Source organism: Enterobacter cloacae complex sp. 277I4 (genome assembly GCF_050031465.1).
GTDB lineage: Bacteria > Pseudomonadota > Gammaproteobacteria > Enterobacterales > Enterobacteriaceae > Enterobacter > Enterobacter cloacae.
In genome coordinates, this window is record NZ_JBLGWC010000003.1 from 80974 (window position 1) to 96517 (window position 15544).

Annotated in this window: 17 protein-coding genes and 3 pseudogenes; 8 read left to right on the plus strand and 12 right to left on the minus strand. The window is 54.5% G+C overall.

Going from position 1 to position 15544, the window contains the following annotated elements; all coding sequences use genetic code 11:
- The first annotated feature begins 33 nt into the window (after positions 1-33).
- The gene (locus tag ACQG19_RS26930) at positions 34-1065 is read left to right on the plus strand and encodes a protein-disulfide reductase DsbD domain-containing protein (RefSeq protein ID WP_004201169.1); all 1032 of its coding nucleotides are present in this window, start codon (positions 34-36) and stop codon (positions 1063-1065) included.
- Between the two features lie 10 nt (positions 1066-1075).
- Here the strand turns inward: ACQG19_RS26930 and ACQG19_RS26935 are convergent, their stop codons facing one another.
- From ACQG19_RS26935 to ACQG19_RS26950, 4 genes and pseudogenes are all read right to left on the minus strand, one after another.
- Positions 1076-1714: a phosphoribosylanthranilate isomerase gene (locus ACQG19_RS26935; protein WP_004201168.1), complete on the minus strand. Its 639-nt coding sequence runs from the start codon at positions 1712-1714 to the stop codon at positions 1076-1078.
- Positions 1715-1718: 4 nt separating this feature from the next.
- Positions 1719-2084 (minus strand): bleomycin binding protein Ble-MBL, encoded by a 366-nt coding sequence (gene ble / locus ACQG19_RS26940; RefSeq protein ID WP_004201167.1) that lies wholly within the window; start codon positions 2082-2084, stop codon positions 1719-1721.
- A gap of 3 nt (positions 2085-2087) precedes the next feature.
- Positions 2088-2900, minus strand: a complete 813-nt coding sequence (locus ACQG19_RS26945; RefSeq protein ID WP_023408309.1) for a subclass B1 metallo-beta-lactamase NDM-5 — start codon at positions 2898-2900, stop codon at positions 2088-2090.
- A gap of 100 nt (positions 2901-3000) precedes the next feature.
- A pseudogene (locus tag ACQG19_RS26950) lies at positions 3001-3282 on the minus strand (IS30 family transposase); the annotation flags it as partial.
- 176 nt (positions 3283-3458) lie between these two features.
- Here ACQG19_RS26950 and ACQG19_RS26955 point away from each other — a divergent pair.
- On the plus strand, positions 3459-4163 hold the full coding sequence (locus tag ACQG19_RS26955; protein ID WP_001067855.1) for an IS6-like element IS26 family transposase: 705 nt from the start codon (positions 3459-3461) through the stop codon (positions 4161-4163).
- 193 nt (positions 4164-4356) lie between these two features.
- On the opposite strand, the pseudogene ACQG19_RS26960 reads toward ACQG19_RS26955, so the two are convergent.
- Positions 4357-4710, minus strand: a pseudogene (locus ACQG19_RS26960) (TCP-1/cpn60 chaperonin family protein); the annotation flags it as partial.
- A 59-nt stretch (positions 4711-4769) separates the two neighbouring features.
- Between ACQG19_RS26960 and ACQG19_RS26965 the strand changes: the two are divergent.
- Complete coding sequence (locus ACQG19_RS26965) at positions 4770-5318, plus strand: cation:proton antiporter (protein WP_014342204.1); 549 nt, start codon at positions 4770-4772, stop codon at positions 5316-5318.
- Between the two features lie 80 nt (positions 5319-5398).
- Here ACQG19_RS26965 and ACQG19_RS26970 read toward each other — a convergent pair whose 3' ends face one another.
- The 3 genes from ACQG19_RS26970 to ACQG19_RS26980 form a co-directional block, all read right to left on the minus strand.
- The gene (locus ACQG19_RS26970; protein ID WP_012372818.1) at positions 5399-6154 is read right to left on the minus strand and encodes a 16S rRNA (guanine(1405)-N(7))-methyltransferase RmtB1; all 756 of its coding nucleotides are present in this window, start codon (positions 6152-6154) and stop codon (positions 5399-5401) included.
- A 169-nt stretch (positions 6155-6323) separates the two neighbouring features.
- Complete coding sequence (locus ACQG19_RS26975) at positions 6324-7184, minus strand: broad-spectrum class A beta-lactamase TEM-1 (protein ID WP_000027057.1); 861 nt, start codon at positions 7182-7184, stop codon at positions 6324-6326.
- Between the two features lie 182 nt (positions 7185-7366).
- The gene (locus tag ACQG19_RS26980; protein ID WP_001235713.1) at positions 7367-7924 is read right to left on the minus strand and encodes a recombinase family protein; all 558 of its coding nucleotides are present in this window, start codon (positions 7922-7924) and stop codon (positions 7367-7369) included.
- Between the two features lie 301 nt (positions 7925-8225).
- Between ACQG19_RS26980 and ACQG19_RS26985 the strand changes: the two genes are divergently transcribed.
- Entirely contained in the window at positions 8226-8990 is a 765-nt protein-coding gene (locus tag ACQG19_RS26985; RefSeq protein WP_001389365.1) for an IS6-like element IS6100 family transposase, read from the plus strand.
- Positions 8991-9482: 492 nt separating this feature from the next.
- Here the strand turns inward: ACQG19_RS26985 and mphR(A) are convergent, their stop codons facing one another.
- The 4 genes from mphR(A) to ACQG19_RS27005 form a co-directional block, all read right to left on the minus strand.
- Positions 9483-10067 (minus strand): macrolide-binding transcriptional repressor MphR(A), encoded by a 585-nt coding sequence (mphR(A), locus tag ACQG19_RS26990; RefSeq protein WP_001137892.1) that lies wholly within the window; start codon positions 10065-10067, stop codon positions 9483-9485.
- Positions 10067-11305 carry a macrolide resistance MFS transporter Mrx(A) gene (gene mrx(A), locus ACQG19_RS26995; RefSeq protein WP_000004159.1) on the minus strand — a complete coding sequence of 413 codons (1239 nt, stop codon included), beginning with the start codon at positions 11303-11305 and terminating at the stop codon, positions 10067-10069. Before mrx(A) ends, mphR(A) begins: the two co-directional genes overlap by 1 nt.
- Complete coding sequence (locus tag ACQG19_RS27000; RefSeq protein ID WP_023063803.1) at positions 11302-12216, minus strand: Mph(A) family macrolide 2'-phosphotransferase; 915 nt, start codon at positions 12214-12216, stop codon at positions 11302-11304. The genes mrx(A) and ACQG19_RS27000 overlap by 4 nt, the downstream gene beginning before the upstream one ends.
- A 121-nt stretch (positions 12217-12337) precedes the next feature.
- The gene (locus tag ACQG19_RS27005) at positions 12338-13042 is read right to left on the minus strand and encodes an IS6-like element IS26 family transposase (protein ID WP_001067855.1); all 705 of its coding nucleotides are present in this window, start codon (positions 13040-13042) and stop codon (positions 12338-12340) included.
- 134 nt (positions 13043-13176) lie between these two features.
- Between ACQG19_RS27005 and ACQG19_RS27010 the strand changes: the two genes are divergently transcribed.
- From ACQG19_RS27010 to ACQG19_RS27025, 4 genes and pseudogenes are all read left to right on the plus strand, one after another.
- Positions 13177-13272 (plus strand): 23S rRNA methyltransferase attenuation leader peptide, encoded by a 96-nt coding sequence (locus ACQG19_RS27010; protein ID WP_013362819.1) that lies wholly within the window; start codon positions 13177-13179, stop codon positions 13270-13272.
- A gap of 125 nt (positions 13273-13397) precedes the next feature.
- A complete protein-coding gene (gene erm(B) / locus ACQG19_RS27015) occupies positions 13398-14135 on the plus strand; it encodes a 23S rRNA (adenine(2058)-N(6))-methyltransferase Erm(B) (RefSeq protein WP_013362818.1) in 738 nt (245 codons plus the stop codon).
- A 629-nt stretch (positions 14136-14764) separates the two neighbouring features.
- A complete protein-coding gene (locus ACQG19_RS27020; RefSeq protein WP_013362817.1) occupies positions 14765-15214 on the plus strand; it encodes a hypothetical protein in 450 nt (149 codons plus the stop codon).
- A 152-nt stretch (positions 15215-15366) separates the two neighbouring features.
- Positions 15367-15516: pseudogene (locus ACQG19_RS27025) on the plus strand (hypothetical protein); the annotation flags it as partial.
- Positions 15517-15544 lie beyond the last annotated feature (28 nt).

Below are 15544 nucleotides of genomic sequence, written 5' to 3' on the forward strand. Positions count from 1 at the left end.
TGGCCGCCGAGAGCCGACCGGTAAACTGAGCCAATGACCGCATCCACGATCCGCCTGCGCCGCTGGCTGGCCGGGCTCGCCCTGCTGCTTGCGCTGCCCGCGACCTCGGCCGTCGCCCAGGACTTCGAACTGCCGCCGGTCGACGAGGTCTTCGTCCTGTCCGCGCAGGCCACCGCGCCGGACCGCATCGAGGTGCGCTGGCGGATCGCCGACGGCTATTACCTGTACCGGCACCGCACCTCGGTCAAGGCCGATGCCGCCTTCACCGGCGCGACCATGGCGCTGCCGAAGGGCAAGGCCTACCGCGACGAATTCTTCGGCGACGTCGAAACCTACCGCAAGGAATTGCTCGGCACCCTCACCGGCACGCCCGCGGCCGGCGCGAGCGCGACCACCCTGACCGTGAAGTACCAGGGCTGCGCCGATGCCGGCGTGTGCTACCCGCCGCAGACCCGCACCCTGAAGGTCGCGTTGCCGGGCGAAGCGGGCGCTGGCGGCTTCGGCTGTAAGGCGCGCGGGCTGCATGATTATGTCGTCAAGAACGGCTCTGCCGATCATCCCAACGCCGAGGTGAAATTCGCACTGGGTGATGTGGTCAACACCATGATCGGCTGCACTAATGGTGAAACGATCATGCTGTGCCACGACACCTCGCTGCCGCGCCCCTATTCTCTCGGCTTTCGGGTGCAAGGCACCGAGGGGCTGTGGATGGACGTCAACAAGTCGATCTATCTGGAGGGCAAGAGCCCACAGCCGCACCGCTGGGAGCCTGCCGAGGGCTGGTTTGCGAAATACGATCACCCGCTATGGAAACGCTACGCCGATCTGGCGGCAGGGGCCGGGCATGGCGGGATGGACTGGTTCGTGATCCACGCTTTTGTCGAGGCGCTGAAGGCCAAGGCCCCGATGCCAATCGACATTTACGACGCGCTGGCCTGGAGCGCGATCACGCCTCTGTCGGAACAATCGATTGCTGAGGGCAATCGCACGTTAGATTTTCCCGACTTCACCCGAGGGCAGTGGCGCACCCGCAAGCCGATCTTTGCGCTGAACGACGCCTATTGATCGACGCGATTTAGGCCAAGCGCACCGCAAAGGCGAAATTGGTAATCTTGTCGGTATCCTTGACGCCCGGCGCGCTTTCGACGCCGCTGGAGGTATCGACCAGCGGCGCTCCGGTGCGCGCAATCGCCTCGGCAACATTCGTCGGATTTAGCCCGCCTGCCAGCCCCCACGGCAAGGCACCGCGATATCCGGCCAGCAGCGACCAGTCGAACGCCAACCCCATGCCGCCGGGCAGCGCGCCTTTGGGGGTCTTGGCGTCGAACAAGATCAAGTCCGCCGCCCCGGCATAGGCTGCGGCGCGTGCGACATCGCTGGCGCTGGCGACGGGCAGCGCCTTCCACACCGGCTTGCCAAACCGCGCGCGCAACTGGGCCACGCGTTCGGGCGATTCCGAACCGTGCAGCTGCAGCGCGTTCAGCTTGGCTGCCACCAGTGCGTCGGCGATGACAGCATCATCCGCATCGACGAACAAACCGACCATGGCGATCTGGCCAGCTGCGCGCGATGTCAAAGCGCCCGCGACATTCGACGTAACCGCACGGGGCGACGCTGGATAGAACACCAACCCGGCATAGTCCGCCCGCGCCGCGATGGTCGCATCGAGCGCCTCGGGTGTGCTGATCCCGCAAATCTTGATTTTCGCGGGCATGCGGTCAGTCGGGGTTCTGGATCAGCCGCACCAGCGTGCAGTCGGGATCGATCAGGTAGCCGATCCTCAGGCCGCTCGCCTCCAGTTGCGGAGCTTTGAAGCGCGGCCAGCCGGTGCTTTTTTCCTCGGCTCCCGCCGCGTTCACCAATGCCACCATGGCATCGAGATCATCCAACCGCAGGCAACAGCCGAACGAGCTCGTAGCTGGGTCGAGGTCAGGATAGGGGAAGAATTCGAGCTGCAAACCGCCGCGCTGCAGGATCATCCAGCCGCGATCCTTCCAACTCGTCGCAAAGCCCAGCTTCGCATAAAACGCCTCTGTCACATCGAAATCGCGCGATGGCAGATTGGGGGTGACGTGGTCAGCCATGGCTCAGCGCAGCTTGTCGGCCATGCGGGCCGTATGAGTGATTGCGGCGCGGCTATCGGGGGCGGAATGGCTCATCACGATCATGCTGGCCTTGGGGAACGCCGCACCAAACGCGCGCGCTGACGCGGCGTAGTGCTCAGTGTCGGCATCACCGAGATTGCCGAGCGACTTGGCCTTGCTGTCCTTGATCAGGCAGCCACCAAAAGCGATGTCGGTGCCGTCGATCCCAACGGTGATATTGTCACTGGTGTGGCCGGGGCCGGGGTAAAATACCTTGAGCGGGCCAAAGTTGGGCGCGGTTGCTGGTTCGACCCAGCCATTGGCGGCGAAAGTCAGGCTGTGTTGCGCCGCAACCAGCCCCTCTTGCGGGGCAAGCTGGTTCGACAACGCATTGGCATAAGTCGCAATCCCCGCCGCATGCAGCGCGTCCATACCGCCCATCTTGTCCTGATGCGCGTGAGTCACCACCGCCAGCGCGACCGGCAGGTTGATCTCCTGCTTGATCCAGTTGAGGATCTGGGCGGTCTGGTCATCGGTCCAGGCGGTATCGACCAACAGCACGCGGCCGCCATCCCTGACGATCAAACCGTTGGAAGCGACTGCCCCGAAACCCGGCATGTCGAGATAGGAAGTGTGCTGCCAGACATTCGGTGCGAGCTGGCGGAAAACCAGATCGCCAAACCGTTGGTCGCCAGTTTCCATTTGCTGGCCAATCGTCGGGCGGATTTCACCGGGCATGCACCCGCTCAGCATCAATGCAGCGGCTAATGCGGTGCTCAGCTTCGCGACCGGGTGCATAATATTGGGCAATTCCATCAAGTTTTCCTTTTATTCAGCATTAAAAACCCCGCAAATGCGAGGCCTAGTAAATAGATGATCTTAATTTGGTTCACTGTAGCAAAAATATGGGGCGAATTCAAACATGAGGTGCGACAGTTTCAAAAGCCATATGATAATCAACAAGCTGAGCAAATTTCTCTAATGGTGTAAGCCAATCTAACGCCTTTCTAGGACGAGTATTCAGTGACATGGCAACTTGATTTAAATAATGCTGATCTGCCTGATTTAAATCAATCCCTTTAGGTAAATATTGCCTAATTAAACCATTCATATTTTCGCATGTGCCTTTTTGCCAGGGTGAATGTGGGTCACAGAAATATACATCTATGCCTAAATCTTCTTCGAGTATTTTATGTTGAGCACTTTTCTTTCACCCAATGGGTGAAAGCTGAATTTCGAAGGAATGCATATTTATCAAGGCTTTGATTATGCTTTTTGAAGTACTGACGTAGAATCTAGGTATGAGTAAACGGCACTGTTGCAAATAGTCGGTGGTGATAAACTTATCATCCCCTTTTGCTGATGGAGCTGCACATGAACCCATTCAAAGGCCGGCATTTTCAGCGTGACATCATTCTGTGGGCCGTACGCTGGTACTGCAAATACGGCATCAGTTACCGTGAGCTGCAGGAGATGCTGGCTGAACGCGGAGTGAATGTCGATCACTCCACGATTTACCGCTGGGTTCAGCGTTATGCGCCTGAAATGGAAAAACGGCTGCGCTGGTACTGGCGTAACCCTTCCGATCTTTGCCCGTGGCACATGGATGAAACCTACGTGAAGGTCAATGGCCGCTGGGCGTATCTGTACCGGGCCGTCGACAGCCGGGGCCGCACTGTCGATTTTTATCTCTCCTCCCGTCGTAACAGCAAAGCTGCATACCGGTTTCTGGGTAAAATCCTCAACAACGTGAAGAAGTGGCAGATCCCGCGATTCATCAACACGGATAAAGCGCCCGCCTATGGTCGCGCGCTTGCTCTGCTCAAACGCGAAGGCCGGTGCCCGTCTGACGTTGAACACCGACAGATTAAGTACCGGAACAACGTGATTGAATGCGATCATGGCAAACTGAAACGGATAATCGGCGCCACGCTGGGATTTAAATCCATGAAGACGGCTTACGCCACCATCAAAGGTATTGAGGTGATGCGTGCACTACGCAAAGGCCAGGCCTCAGCATTTTATTATGGTGATCCCCTGGGCGAAATGCGCCTGGTAAGCAGAGTTTTTGAAATGTAAGGCCTTTGAATAAGACAAAAGGCTGCCTCATCGCTAACTTTGCAACAGTGCCCATTGCCGCGGCGCGGGCACAACAAAAAGCCCGGCATCGCTGCCGGGCTCCGGCCCCGTCCTTGGGGCCTTGATGTCGGGTCGTTGCCGGGATCGGACCGCGCTGGCGCGGTCCGGTTCCCTGACGACCGGGCCAACCGGATCAGAAATCCATGCCGCCCATGCCGCCCATACCGCCAGCACCCGGCATGGCCGGCTCTTCCTTCTTCGGCACTTCGGCCACGACCACTTCGGTCGTGATCGCAAGGCCGGCGACGGAAGCGGCGTGCTGCAGGGCCGAGCGGGTCACCTTGGTCGGGTCCAGGATGCCCATGGCGATCATGTCGCCGAACTCGCCGGTGGCGGCGTTGTAGCCGTAGCTGCCTTCGCCGGCCTTGACGTTGGCCACGATCACGCTCGGTTCTTCACCGGCGTTGGCCACGATGGCGCGCAGCGGGGCTTCCAGCGCACGGCGGGTGATGGCGATGCCCAGGTTCTGGTCTTCGTTGATGCCCTGCCAGGGCAGATCCGTGCACAGCACCTTGCCGGCCGGCAGCCCTTTTTAAGCGGGTACATATGCGTGATACGATCAAGGTGCTCCTGCTGCTGGGCGCATCCTTTGCGCTGGTTGCGTTGGAGAAAACCCTGGGCGAAAGGGCGCTATTTTCCGGATTGCTGGCGGTGATGGGGATGGGCGTCACCCTTTTAAAAACCAACGCCCCGGTTGCAAAGCGTATATCCGGCAAATTTTCAAAGCTTTGGGTGGCGGCAGAAATCTGGCTGTTTGTGCTGGTGGGTGCAACGGTCAACATCCGTTACCTTTTCTCCGCCGGGCTAAGCGGCATGCTGCTGATCACAGCTGCGCTGCTGTTTCGCATGCTGGGCGTGTGGATGAGTACGCTGGGTACAGACCTATCCCGGAAGGAGCGCCTGTTCTGCATGATTGCCTATCTGCCCAAGGCAACGGTGCAGGCTGCAATCGGCGCTATTCCGCTGGCGATGGGGCTTGGCAGTGGGGAAACCATACTTGCGGTGGCGGTTCTTGCCATTATACTTACAGCGCCGCTGGGGGCGTTGGGCATCGAGCTGAGCTATAAAAGGCTGCTTCAAAAACAGCAGTCGTAGTGTGCTTGTTCGATAGAACAAAAGAGGAACGAAAAATATTTTTCGTTCCTCTTTTTTAGATGATTTGCCTTCTGATTGGCTTATCCATTCTTTTTTATCAAGTATATAAGTTCTGTTCCGATGGTCTTTTTATCCTCAATCTCAAACTCGGCGGGCAAGCCGCCCTCGAACCATGCGGCGTAGTTCGCCTCCATGCCTTTTCCACGCCCGCCTAAACTACGCGTGGGAAAGCTGACAGCCATGCGCGGGGTATTGAGGGATTGTAAAAGTGCCATGGCAGAACCGGCCTGCTCCCGCTCCAGCAGGGGCAAAAGCTTAAAAATCAGCGCCAGGTCGCCGGCTTCGGCGGGCGGCGCACACAGCACATCCTGCAGGGCAAAGGTAAAATCCCAATCTTTTTCCCTAGCAAAGGGGGTGATGACATCCCCCAATCCCTGGTGGATATCACAGCCCCACACGGATGCAATGCCGCGCTCGTATAGCGCCAAGGGGTTAAGACCGCAGGCGATATCCAGCACGCGGCGGGGAGTTTCGGCTGAAAAGATAAAATCGTACAGGGTATCCAGCTCGGCCAGTCGCTCCTTGGTGGAGGCATGCAGCGACAATGCCTTTTTTACATCGCCCGCAGAAAGCGCGGCGGCAGCAGCCTTGAGCGATTCCGGGGTGACATATGCCCCGCAAATTCCATGCAGCCGGGTGCGTGCAGCCTCTACGGTCTGTTTGGGGGATTTATGCCGCCCCCATTCCTCAGTCAGGATGCGCCGCACGGTATCCGGGCAAAGGGCGCGGTATTTTTTTGAGGCCAGGATGGAGGTGAGGGCATCGTTGATGTTCATCGGTGTCTCCTAAATCGTTTTCGGGGTCTGACGCTCAGTGGAACGAAAACTCACGTTAAGGGATTTTGGTCATGAGATTATCAAAAAGGATCTTCACCTAGATCCTTTTAAATTAAAAATGAAGTTTTAAATCAATCTAAAGTATATATGAGTAAACTTGGTCTGACAGTTACCAATGCTTAATCAGTGAGGCACCTATCTCAGCGATCTGTCTATTTCGTTCATCCATAGTTGCCTGACTCCCCGTCGTGTAGATAACTACGATACGGGAGGGCTTACCATCTGGCCCCAGTGCTGCAATGATACCGCGAGACCCACGCTCACCGGCTCCAGATTTATCAGCAATAAACCAGCCAGCCGGAAGGGCCGAGCGCAGAAGTGGTCCTGCAACTTTATCCGCCTCCATCCAGTCTATTAATTGTTGCCGGGAAGCTAGAGTAAGTAGTTCGCCAGTTAATAGTTTGCGCAACGTTGTTGCCATTGCTGCAGGCATCGTGGTGTCACGCTCGTCGTTTGGTATGGCTTCATTCAGCTCCGGTTCCCAACGATCAAGGCGAGTTACATGATCCCCCATGTTGTGCAAAAAAGCGGTTAGCTCCTTCGGTCCTCCGATCGTTGTCAGAAGTAAGTTGGCAGCAGTGTTATCACTCATGGTTATGGCAGCACTGCATAATTCTCTTACTGTCATGCCATCCGTAAGATGCTTTTCTGTGACTGGTGAGTACTCAACCAAGTCATTCTGAGAATAGTGTATGCGGCGACCGAGTTGCTCTTGCCCGGCGTCAACACGGGATAATACCGCACCACATAGCAGAACTTTAAAAGTGCTCATCATTGGAAAACGTTCTTCGGGGCGAAAACTCTCAAGGATCTTACCGCTGTTGAGATCCAGTTCGATGTAACCCACTCGTGCACCCAACTGATCTTCAGCATCTTTTACTTTCACCAGCGTTTCTGGGTGAGCAAAAACAGGAAGGCAAAATGCCGCAAAAAAGGGAATAAGGGCGACACGAAAATGTTGAATACTCATACTCTTCCTTTTTCAATATTATTGAAGCATTTACCAGGGTTATTGTCTCATGAGCGGATACATATTTGAATGTATTTAGAAAAATAAACAAATAGGGGTTCCGCGCACATTTCCCCGAAAAGTGCCACCTGACGTCTAAGAAACCATTATTATCATGACATTAACCTATAAAAATAGGCGTATCACGAGGCCCTTTCGTCTTCAAGAATTTTATAAACCGTGGAGCGGGCAATACTGAGCTGATGAGCAATTTCCGTTGCACCAGTGCCCTTCTGATGAAGCGTCAGCACGACGTTCCTGTCCACGGTACGCCTGCGGCCAAATTTGATTCCTTTCAGCTTTGCTTCCTGTCGGCCCTCATTCGTGCGTTCTAGGATCCTCCGGCGTTCAGCCTGTGCCACAGCCGACAGGATGGTGACCACCATTTGCCCCATATCACCGTCGGTACTGATCCCGTCATCAATGAACCGGACTGCCACGCCCTGAGCGTCAAATTCCTTTATCAGTTGGATCATATCGGCAGTGTCGCGGCCAAGACGGTCGAGCTTCTTAACCAGAATGACATCACCTTCCTCCACCTTCATCCTCAGCAAATCCAGCCCTTCCCGGTCTGTTGAACTGCCGGATGCCTTATCGGTAAATATACGGTTTGCTTTCACACCTGCGTCTTTGAGTGCTCTGACCTGAAGATCAAGAGACTGCTGACTGGTTGAGACCCGAGCGTAACCAAAAAGTCGCATAAAAATGTACCTTAAATCGAATATCGGACAACTCATGTCTATTATTACAAATTTACGATTTAATAGACATATTAATGTAACAGTTTTACGATGTCCGATAATTTATAACATTTCGTACGGTTGGAAAAATGTTACTAAATGCCCGTCAGGCAGGGAGGCCGATATGCCCGTTGACTTTCTGACCACTGAGCAGACTGAAAGCTATGGCAGATTCACCGGTGAACCGGATGAGCTTCAGCTGGCTCTGTTGCAAAAATCGTGAAGCTTGAGCATGCTTGGCGGAGATTGGACGGACGGAACGATGACGGATTTCAAGTGGCGCCATTTCCAGGGTGATGTGATCCTGTGGGCGGTGCGCTGGTATTGTCGCTATCCGATCAGCTATCGCGACCTTGAGGAAATGCTGGCGGAACGCGGCATTTCGGTCGACCATACGACGATCTATCGCTGGGTCCAGTGCTACGCCCCGGAGATGGAGAAGCGGCTGCGCTGGTTCTGGCGGCGTGGCTTTGATCCGAGCTGGCGCCTGGATGAAACCTACGTCAAGGTGCGGGGCAAGTGGACCTACCTGTACCGGGCAGTCGACAAGCGGGGCGACACGATCGATTTCTACCTGTCGCCGACCCGCAGCGCCAAGGCAGCGAAGCGGTTCCTGGGCAAGGCCCTGCGAGGCCTGAAGCACTGGGAAAAGCCTGCCACGCTCAATACCGACAAAGCGCCGAGCTATGGTGCAGCGATCACCGAATTGAAGCGCGAAGGAAAGCTGGACCGGGAGACGGCCCACCGGCAGGTGAAGTATCTCAATAACGTGATCGAGGCCGATCACGGAAAGCTCAAGATACTGATCAAGCCGGTGCGCGGTTTCAAATCGATCCCCACGGCCTATGCCACGATCAAGGGATTCGAAGTCATGCGAGCCCTGCGCAAAGGACAGGCTCGCCCCTGGTGCCTGCAGCCCGGCATCAGGGGCGAGGTGCGCCTTGTGGAGAGAGCTTTTGGCATTGGGCCCTCGGCGCTGACGGAGGCCATGGGCATGCTCAACCACCATTTCGCAGCAGCCGCCTGATCGGCGCAGAGCGACAGCCTACCTCTGACTGCCGCCAATCTTTGCAACAGAGCCCGCCGTGCTAGTCTGCTCGGTGATGGTGGAGTGAAGCCAACCCGCAATCGGGTTATGAATCTGCATCGCGATTCGCAATCAGCTGTCTCTTGAGCATGTCGAACTCCTGCGATGTTATCTCGCCGTGCTCGTGCTGCTACACCAACTTGTCCAACTCATCCGCCACACCGCTCCCCACCACCTGCGATGGCCAGGTTGTTTGCTGGGCGCATTGGCGGAGTATCGTCTCGACCCGGGACACCCACACCGGCACAACCTTACGGGAGTGATTCACTGTCAAAGAATCGGCCCGGTGCTCTGACGCAAGTATCGGGATGGTCACCATTTGTAAGCCGTAGACCTGAGTGGTGATCAAGACTTCGATACCACCGACCGTACCGGTACTAATCGACGACGGTCGTGTTCGTCGCCTGCCGCAGGGACTCTGCACACCTCCGTTTACGCATGTGCCTGGAGGAGTTGGAAATCGTCGTGTTCGGGAAACATTAAACACAGGATGGCAGCGATCTGAGCCAGCACATGATCAGCTAGCTCACCATCCGGATCGACGGCCCACTGCATCGTCGCGCCAGCGATGACCGAGTGCAGGAGCAACTCAGCTGCCGCAGGAGCACCTGGGGGCAGTCGCTTGCGGATCCCCTCCACCACCGCGCGGTTCCGCTGGATCGCAAGCGTGCGTAGCTCCGGCACCTGGAGCTCGTACCAGGAGATGAGATAGTTCACCGAGAAGTCGTTGCGAGTGTTCATGCTCCGAACGAGCACCTGCAAAAATTCCCAGAGCCCTTGCGGCCCTGCGCCTATCGGTATCGCATTCAGGTAATGCCGCACCTGCTCGACGCCGCGCTCCATCATCCTCACCAGCAGCGTATCGCGGTTGGTGAAGCGCTGGATTAACGCTGCGCGGGAGAGCCCCACCTCCTTTGCTACTCCGCTGAGCGTGAACTCTATGGGACCGCAACGCTTCAGCACTACGGTGGCGGCCTCGAGTACCTCGTCATCGGACTTGAGCTTGGGGCGGGGCATCAGTGTTCACCTTCTGTATGGGTTGGGGCGGAGGCTGTGGCTGCCGCCGCCATTGTAGCAAATTGAAGACGGAGCGAGAGTAGAGCCACGAGCCCCGCAAACACGGCCGATACAACGAGGCCAGGGAGCGGACCAGCAAGGTCGACAAACGCGCCGGCCGCAAGCATAACCATGGGCGAGGCTGACAGCATCACCGCCGAGACCGTGCCGAGTACCCGGCCGAGAAGTTCTGGCGGCGTGCGGTTGTAGATGGCAGCGTTGAGAATGGGAGAGACTGAGCCGGTCAGCAGTCCCACGAGCGCGCCCAACAACATCAGCACCGGCACGCCTGGCAACTGTGAAAGCAGAAGCGAGCCCACCGCAGAGCCACAAAATGCCACCGCCAGCCAGTTCTGCGCTGATATCCGGGCGCCGACCGACGCATGAATGGCAATGCCAAGGAGACCACCAGCCCCCATCATTGAGGAGAACAGCCCGAGCTCTGCTACTTGGCGTCCTGCATCTACAAACAGCGCAGGCATGATGACGCTGCCGTTGGCGCCAACGATGCCCACGAAGATCATCACTATACCAAAGAGAGGGCGCAGCAGGGGTTCGCTCCAGAGAAAAGCGACGCCGGCGCGCATGGAGAGAGTCGCCGTCGTGGTCATCGTCCGAGCGGCACGCGCGGGAAGCACCCACGCGCCGAGCAGACCTGCAAGGACGGAGCAGAACGCCGTCAGCCCGAGCGTTGGCGCAGCGCCAAGCAGGCCGATTGCGGCCCCCCCAAGGGCCGGGCCACCTAGAATCGCGACGTTCCCGATCACCGCTTTCAGTGACGAGACGCGCTCAACGGAGAGCCCGGCGACGTGGCCGAGTTTGGGCAGCTCACTGTCCTGCGCGGCCATACCGGGTGCGTCGAACGCGGCACCGAGCACCACGCAAGCGATCAGCCCAGTGTTCGAGAGGGCGCCAACGGCATCGAGCAGTGGGATGCTCGCCATGGCCACGCCGCCCACCACACCCGAGATCAATGCGACGGGCGCGCGCCCGAACCGATCGACGAGGCCACCACCAACCCACGCGCCGATGATGGTCGCGATGACGCTGCTAGCGGCCGTGGCGCCCGCCCAGGCCGCGCTCTTTGTATGAGACAGGACGAACCATGGAAGCGCGAGGGCCGCCACCGCGTTGCCGATCCGGAAGAGAAAGGTCGCCGCGAACAGCGTCGCGAGCGGGCTATATCGACGTTCGCTCATTCCGCTGCTTCCGCTGCGGCGAGCTGCGCCTTCGCCGCAGCGAGGTACTCTTCGTTACCCGAGTCGAGGGCGAAGAGTGCGTAGGTGACCGCCCCGAACGCAAGGCGCTCCGCGATGTGGTGGGCGAGCCGCGGCCACACCCGGCCACCGGCCGCTTCATACGTGAGGAGGAGCTTCGCGAGCCCCTCTTCACCAAAGACCATAAGGTGCGCGGCCATGTCGATGGCAGGGTCATCAACGCGGGCCTCGCTCCAGTCGATCATCCCGCTGACGCGCTCCGTGTTGTCGATGAGCACATGGCCCACGTAGAGATCGCCATGCACCACCACGGAGAAATCTGGCCACGACGAATCGTCGTCGAGCCAGCGCTGCCACCGGTGGAGGCGCTTGTCGTTCACCACGAACTCGCGTCGGACGCGGTCAACGTCGTCGGCCACCTTCTGACGGGCCTGCGTCGGTGTACGGATGAGCATCCCCGCATCCACGGCGGCGGAAATGGGGACGGCATGCAGGGCGGCGAGCGCGGTCGCGAAGCTCTCCGCGAAGACCTCCGAGTCCTGCGGCACGACCCAGTCGGGCGTGGACGAACCAGGCTGGATGACCATCGCAGTCGAGTCTTCGAGCATGGGATAGGCAACGAGCTCGGCGTTGGCCACGCGCCAGTCCGGCACCGCGAACGGCAGGCGATTCTTGAGCATTGCCAGCACCCGCGCCTCTGGTTCGACCTTCGCGCTTACCTCGGCTCGGCGCGGGATGCGCAGCACCCACCGACGTCCATCGTCGACGGTGGCGATCACGATCCTATAGTCGAGCCCAAGCTCATTGACAGTCAGCGGGCCATGGAGCTTGAGCCCATGTCGGGCTGCAAGTGCGTACAGTTGGGAGGTATCGGCGGTCGTGACTACGGTCATGATTCACTCCTGAGGGCTTGACGGGTTTAGCCACCTAAATATAACAGTCACGTCGGTTATATTCAATCCGGCACTGTTGCAAAGTTAGCGATGAGGCAGCCTTTTGTCTTATTCAAAGGCCTTACATTTCAAAAACTCTGCTTACCAGGCGCATTTCGCCCAGGGGATCACCATAATAAAATGCTGAGGCCTGGCCTTTGCGTAGTGCACGCATCACCTCAATACCTTTGATGGTGGCGTAAGCCGTCTTCATGGATTTAAATCCCAGCGTGGCGCCGATTATCCGTTTCAGTTTGCCATGATCGCATTCAATCACGTTGTTCCGGTACTTAATCTGTCGGTGTTCAACGTCAGACGGGCACCGGCCTTCGCGTTTGAGCAGAGCAAGCGCGCGACCATAGGCGGGCGCTTTATCCGTGTTGATGAATCGCGGGATCTGCCACTTCTTCACGTTGTTGAGGATTTTACCCAGAAACCGGTATGCAGCTTTGCTGTTACGACGGGAGGAGAGATAAAAATCGACAGTGCGGCCCCGGCTGTCGACGGCCCGGTACAGATACGCCCAGCGGCCATTGACCTTCACGTAGGTTTCATCCATGTGCCACGGGCAAAGATCGGAAGGGTTACGCCAGTACCAGCGCAGCCGTTTTTCCATTTCAGGCGCATAACGCTGAACCCAGCGGTAAATCGTGGAGTGATCGACATTCACTCCGCGTTCAGCCAGCATCTCCTGCAGCTCACGGTAACTGATGCCGTATTTGCAGTACCAGCGTACGGCCCACAGAATGATGTCACGCTGAAAATGCCGGCCTTTGAATGGGTTCATGTGCAGCTCCATCAGCAAAAGGGGATGATAAGTTTATCACCACCGACTATTTGCAACAGTGCCAAATTTTGTATAATAGGAATTGAAGTTAAATTAGATGCTAAAAATTTGTAATTAAGAAGGAGGGATTCGTCATGTTGGTATTCCAAATGCGTTATCAAATGCGTTATGTAGATAAAACATCTACTGTTTTGAAACAGACTAAAAAAAGTGATTACGCAGATAAATAAATACGTTAGATTAATTCCTACCAGTGACTAATCTTATGACTTTTTAAACAGATAACTAAAATTACAAACAAATCGTTTAACTTCTGTATTTGTTTATAGATGTAATCACTTCAGGAGTAAATTACATGAACAAAAATATAAAATATTCTCAAAACTTTTTAACGAGTGAAAAAGTACTCAACCAAATAATAAAACAATTGAATTTAAAAGAAACCGATACCGTTTACGAAATTGGAACAGGTAAAGGGCATTTAACGACGAAACTGGCTAAAATAAGTAAACAGGTAACGTCTATTGAATTAGACAGTCATCTATTCAACTTATCGTCAGAAAAATTAAAACTGAATACTCGTGTCACTTTAATTCACCAAGATATTCTACAGTTTCAATTCCCTAACAAACAGAGGTATAAAATTGTTGGGAATATTCCTTACCATTTAAGCACACAAATTATTAAAAAAGTGGTTTTTGAAAGCCATGCGTCTGACATCTATCTGATTGTTGAAGAAGGATTCTACAAGCGTACCTTGGATATTCACCGAACACTAGGGTTGCTCTTGCACACTCAAGTCTCGATTCAGCAATTGCTTAAGCTGCCAGCGGAATGCTTTCATCCTAAACCAAGAGTAAACAGTGTCTTAATAAAACTTACCCGCCATACCACAGATGTTCCAGATAAATATTGGAAGCTATATACGTACTTTGTTTCAAAATGGGTCAATCGAGAATATCGTCAACTGTTTACTAAAAATCAGTTTCATCAAGCAATGAAACACGCCAAAGTAAACAATTTAAGTACCGTTACTTATGAGCAAGTATTGTCTATTTTTAATAGTTATCTATTATTTAACGGGAGGAAATAATTCTATGAGTCGCTTTTGTAAATTTGGAAAGTTACACGTTACTAAAGGGAATGTAGATAAATTATTAGGTATACTACTGACAGCTTCCAAGGAGCTAAAGAGGTCCCTAGACTAGCAAGAAGTACACAAGAAGCCTTAAAGATTATAGAAAAGCTTTTCCATGAAATGCTTAACATTATTTAATGTTAACATGTGGCTTTGTGGTAACTACCACGAGTGGTAACTTGTAACATGAAAAAAGTTACAAGTTACAAGTGGTTTATTTACGAACATAAAGGCTAGGAAAGCACTTGATAAGTATATCAAGTGCTTTTTTTCCGTTCGATTTTACTATCCAAGATACCGCTTGACGTACCTAATATTTTAGTGTGCTAAGGGCTTTGCTTTTTCTGGTTATAGTTCGTTCAAAAAAGACCGCAAGGGTAAATGCACGATCATAGATCGCCCTTGCAGCTTTTTAATCTCTCCACTTTTTTATAACCAAGCAAACCACCAAGCACACTGAAAAAATAATTAGGAACTAAAGCGAAGTGCGTATCTTGGATAAATCTTCACTCGATTTTAAAAGATTAAGCACCCAGCCAAAGCGCCTAAAAAAATAATTTTTTTAAAGAAAGGAAGTAATTTAAATGACTACAATTTTAAGCGACTACAATAAATCTATCCTAATTGAATTACTAAACACCAATCGCCAAATTATCGTCGTTCATGGCGACGATATTGATGATTATTACACAGATTCTTGCTATGACATTATCTTTATTGATTACTATGATGATGATGATTTCACTTATAACGGACAGGAAATATGGCGTGGCGATAGCATTTATCTTGTAAAAAGTTATCAAGATGAAATTCAAAACCGTATAGAAAAAGGACAAGAGCTGATATTTGTTAATAAAGAAAATGATATATCATTTTCAGAATCTATTTTAACTTATTACCATCTATTTGATTATGCTGGTAAAACGTTTGAAATAGACGGTCAAATCATTGATGAACAAACAAAAGTTTTTGCCGCACCCGAGCGCCGCTGCGCATGTCGCACGTGCTGGAAGGTGCCAGCCAGGAAGACCTGAACCTTTACCGCGCGGAAGTGGAGCGCGACCAGGCCTATGGCAACTGGCGCGATTTCTTCCTGAACAAGAAGGGCAGCGTCACATCCGTGAGCGGTGATGCCAACCTCGACCAGATCGCGGACGTGTCGTACCTGCTGGATACCTTCTTTGCCAAGGTCACCCGCACCGCGTTGCAGAACGCCGCCTCCATCGCGGGCCTGATGATCACCACCGAAGCCATGGTGGCCGAGGCCCCGAAGAAGGACGAGCCGGCGATGCCGCCGGGCGGCGGCATGGGTGGCATGGGCGGCATGGATTTCTGATGCGGTTGGCCCGGTCGTCAGGGAACCG

Excerpts from the sequence above, each read along its gene's own strand:
- ACQG19_RS26930 (WP_004201169.1), top strand. The coding sequence starts at position 34 with ATGACCGCATCCACGATCCGCCTGCGCCGCTGGCTGGCCGGGCTCGCC.
- ACQG19_RS26945 (WP_023408309.1), bottom strand. The coding sequence starts at position 2,900 with ATGGAATTGCCCAATATTATGCACCCGGTCGCGAAGCTGAGCACCGCA.
- ACQG19_RS26975 (WP_000027057.1), bottom strand. The coding sequence starts at position 7,184 with ATGAGTATTCAACATTTTCGTGTCGCCCTTATTCCCTTTTTTGCGGCA.
- ble (WP_004201167.1), bottom strand. The coding sequence starts at position 2,084 with ATGGCTGACCACGTCACCCCCAATCTGCCATCGCGCGATTTCGATGTG.
- ACQG19_RS26955 (WP_001067855.1), top strand. The coding sequence starts at position 3,459 with ATGAACCCATTCAAAGGCCGGCATTTTCAGCGTGACATCATTCTGTGG.
- ACQG19_RS27000 (WP_023063803.1), bottom strand. The coding sequence starts at position 12,216 with ATGACCGTAGTCACGACCGCCGATACCTCCCAACTGTACGCACTTGCA.
- ACQG19_RS26985 (WP_001389365.1), top strand. The coding sequence starts at position 8,226 with ATGACGGATTTCAAGTGGCGCCATTTCCAGGGTGATGTGATCCTGTGG.
- ACQG19_RS27005 (WP_001067855.1), bottom strand. The coding sequence starts at position 13,042 with ATGAACCCATTCAAAGGCCGGCATTTTCAGCGTGACATCATTCTGTGG.
- ACQG19_RS26935 (WP_004201168.1), bottom strand. The coding sequence starts at position 1,714 with ATGCCCGCGAAAATCAAGATTTGCGGGATCAGCACACCCGAGGCGCTC.
- ACQG19_RS26970 (WP_012372818.1), bottom strand. The coding sequence starts at position 6,154 with ATGAACATCAACGATGCCCTCACCTCCATCCTGGCCTCAAAAAAATAC.
- ACQG19_RS26980 (WP_001235713.1), bottom strand. The coding sequence starts at position 7,924 with ATGCGACTTTTTGGTTACGCTCGGGTCTCAACCAGTCAGCAGTCTCTT.
- ACQG19_RS27010 (WP_013362819.1), top strand. The coding sequence starts at position 13,177 with ATGTTGGTATTCCAAATGCGTTATCAAATGCGTTATGTAGATAAAACA.
- ACQG19_RS27020 (WP_013362817.1), top strand. The coding sequence starts at position 14,765 with ATGACTACAATTTTAAGCGACTACAATAAATCTATCCTAATTGAATTA.
- ACQG19_RS26965 (WP_014342204.1), top strand. The coding sequence starts at position 4,770 with ATGCGTGATACGATCAAGGTGCTCCTGCTGCTGGGCGCATCCTTTGCG.